2 protein-coding genes are annotated in these 2,207 nt (G+C 62.4%); both read left to right on the top strand.

Annotation, left to right across the window (positions count from 1 at the left end; all coding sequences use genetic code 11):
• The first annotated feature begins 268 nt into the window (after window positions 1–268).
• Window positions 269–1,369: a dimethylsulfone monooxygenase SfnG gene (gene sfnG, locus EOA22_RS31215; protein ID WP_063169858.1), complete on the top strand. Its 1,101-nt coding sequence runs from the start codon at window positions 269–271 to the stop codon at window positions 1,367–1,369.
• A gap of 112 nt (window positions 1,370–1,481) precedes the next feature.
• A partial coding sequence (locus EOA22_RS31210; protein WP_164756095.1) for an ATP-binding cassette domain-containing protein occupies window positions 1,482–2,207 on the top strand: 726 nt, incomplete at its 3' end.

Here is a 2,207-nt window from a genome sequence, read left to right as displayed (position 1 = left end):
CCCGCCATGCCCAGGCGGTCGCGGTTGAAATTGCCAAGCTGCTGGTAACGCTGCCGTCAGCGCAGGCCATCGGCCCCAATGCCGCGCACCGTCCACACGTGGGCTGACACCTGCGGGCCGGGTTCGGCAGCGAAAATTGGTATTTCCGTCCCAAGAGCGCCCCAAAAACGGAAAATCCTTCTTTGTATATATATTCTATAAACATAATAAATATCAGAGCCGGCGCGACCGGAGCGATCAACGACACGGCCTGAATGGGAGACAGTTCATGGCACATGCAGAAGCCGATCCGATCAAATTCGCCTACTGGGTGCCGAATGTTTCGGGCGGCCTGGTGATTTCCAACATCGAGCAGCGCACCAACCATTCTGCCGAGTACAATCGCAAGCTGGCGCAGATCGCCGAGAAGGCCGGCTTCGACTACGCGCTTAGCCAGATACGTTTCACGGCCGGCTACGGCGCCGACGAACAGCATGAATCGGTGGCGTTCAGCCATGATCTGCTGGCGGCGACCACGACGCTCAAGGTCATCGCAGCGATCCTGCCAGGACCATGGAACCCGGCGCTGGCGGCCAAGCAGATCGCCACCATCAGCTACCTGACCAACGGCCGCGTCGCGATCAACCTTGTCTCCGGCTGGTTCCGCGGCGAGTTCCACGCCATCGGCGAGCATTGGCTCGACCATGACGAGCGCTACCGCCGCTCGGAGGAATTCATCCGTGCGCTGCGCGGAATATGGACTGAAGACAGCTTCACCTTCCGTGGCGATTTCTACCGCTTCAATGAGTATTCGCTGAAGCCGAAACCGCCGCAAGTACCCGAAATCTTCCAGGGCGGCTCGTCGCGCGCCGCGCGCGACATGGCATCGCGCGTCTCGGACTGGTACTTCACCAACGGCAACACGCCGGCCGAGATCGCCAAGCAGGTCGATGATATCAGAGTCAAGGCGAAGGCCAATAACCATTCCGTCAAAGTTGGCGTCAACGCCTTCGCGGTCGTTCGCGAGACCGAGGACGAGGCCAGGGCGGTGCTCGCCGAAATCATCGCCGAGGCCAATCCCGACGCGGTCAATGCTTTTGGCCATGAGGTCAAGAATGCCGGCAAGGCCTCGCCGGAAGGTGAGGGCAATTGGGCGAAATCGTCCTTCGACGATCTGGTCCAGTACAATGACGGTTTCCGCTCGAACCTGATCGGCACCCCCAGGCAGGTCGCTCAACGCGTCGTCGACCTGAAGCGCGCGGGTGCGGATCTTATCCTGCTCGGTTTCCTGCACTTCCAGGAGGAGGTCGAGTATTTCGGCAAGCATGTCATCCCGCTCGTTCGCGAACTGGAACACGCCGAGGCGGCGGCGTCGCTGGCGGCGGAATAGTCACCCCATAGGCACGCCGGACAGGCGCCGGCCCGCACGCACGAAGCTTGCCCGGCGCGCTGATCCGTCGGGCGGCAACAGGATTTTGCGCGCCTAATCGAGGACGATTGGAATGCCGTTGCCCAGTTATACGCTCGGAGTGATGGAGGCTTCCGCCTATGCACCGGAGGTCTTTGCGCGCGGCCTGCCGTCAGACCAGCGGCCGGAGCAGTCGTTCGAAGATGCCGCCAGGCCGGCAGAGTCCGTTGCCGCCGCCTCTCCGTTGCTTTCGCTTCAGGGCATCAGCCTGTCCTTTGGCGGCGTCGTGGCACTGGCCGATATCGACCTATCGGTCCGCCAAGGCGAGATCCGTGCCATCATCGGCCCGAACGGCGCCGGCAAGAGTTCGCTGATCAACGTCATCAGCGGCGTCTACCGGCCGGATCGCGGCCATGTCCGGCTCGACGGTACCTCCTATGCCCAGGTCCCGACGCAGCGGCTGGCCCATCTCGGCGTCGCCAGAACCTTCCAGAATCTCGCACTGTTCAAGGGCCTAAGCGTCCTCGACAATGTCGCCTCTGGCCTTGCCTACAAGGTTCGCTCCAACTTTGCCGGCCAGGTGCTCGGCATCGGCCGCTCGCGTGGCGAGCAGCGCGATTCACGCAGCCGTGCCGAACAGATCCTTGAATTCCTCCATCTCACCGCCATTCGCGACCGTCTTGTCGGCACCTTGCCTTACGGGCTGCAGAAGCGTGTCGAACTGGCCCGCGCGCTGGTGGCCGAGCCGCGCCTGCTTTTGCTGGACGAGCCGATGGCCGGCATGACAGCGAGCGAAAAGAGCGAGATGGCGTCTTTCGTC

This window comes from Mesorhizobium sp. M7A.F.Ca.US.014.04.1.1 (assembly GCF_003998745.1).
Classification (GTDB): Bacteria; Pseudomonadota; Alphaproteobacteria; order Rhizobiales; family Rhizobiaceae; genus Mesorhizobium; species Mesorhizobium ciceri.
The sequence above is the reverse complement of the archived record's forward strand: the minus strand, read 5'-3'. Positions and strand labels throughout refer to the sequence as shown.

Excerpts from the sequence above, each read along its gene's own strand:
- sfnG (WP_063169858.1), top strand. The coding sequence starts at position 269 with ATGGCACATGCAGAAGCCGATCCGATCAAATTCGCCTACTGGGTGCCG.